The organism is Bacillus cereus group sp. Bce019 (assembly GCF_051781745.1).
Lineage (GTDB): Bacteria > Bacillota > Bacilli > Bacillales > Bacillaceae_G > Bacillus_A > Bacillus_A cereus.
The window spans coordinates 1-251 of sequence record NZ_JBPWJX010000263.1 but is presented as its reverse complement, the minus strand read 5'-3'; the positions used below and the strand labels follow the sequence as shown (position 1 = coordinate 251).

Sequence of the window (251 nt, the reverse complement as noted above, 5' to 3'; positions counted from 1 at the left end):
TCCACCTGAAAGTTTGTTTGGATGAGAACTTCCAGCCAACTGGAAAAGCAACAATAACAGAAAGAGATAGCTATCAAGCCTTTAACGAATACAACTCAAACGAACCAGTGTACGAACGCATATACAAATCAATGATGCTAAATGTTCAAAAGGTATATGGCGGTTTAAGTGAGCATACATTTGAGGACATAAGAGACTCACAAAATGATGCTTATAATGAGTTACATAGCTTTATGCTTAAGAACATCGAA

Annotated in this window: 1 protein-coding gene; it reads left to right on the top strand. The window is 36.3% G+C overall.

Translation table 11 applies throughout. The features are described 5' to 3' along the window. Nucleotides 1-251, top strand: a 251-nt coding sequence (locus ACS2QP_RS28270) for a hypothetical protein (RefSeq protein WP_438883139.1), incomplete at both ends; no start/stop codon positions are given.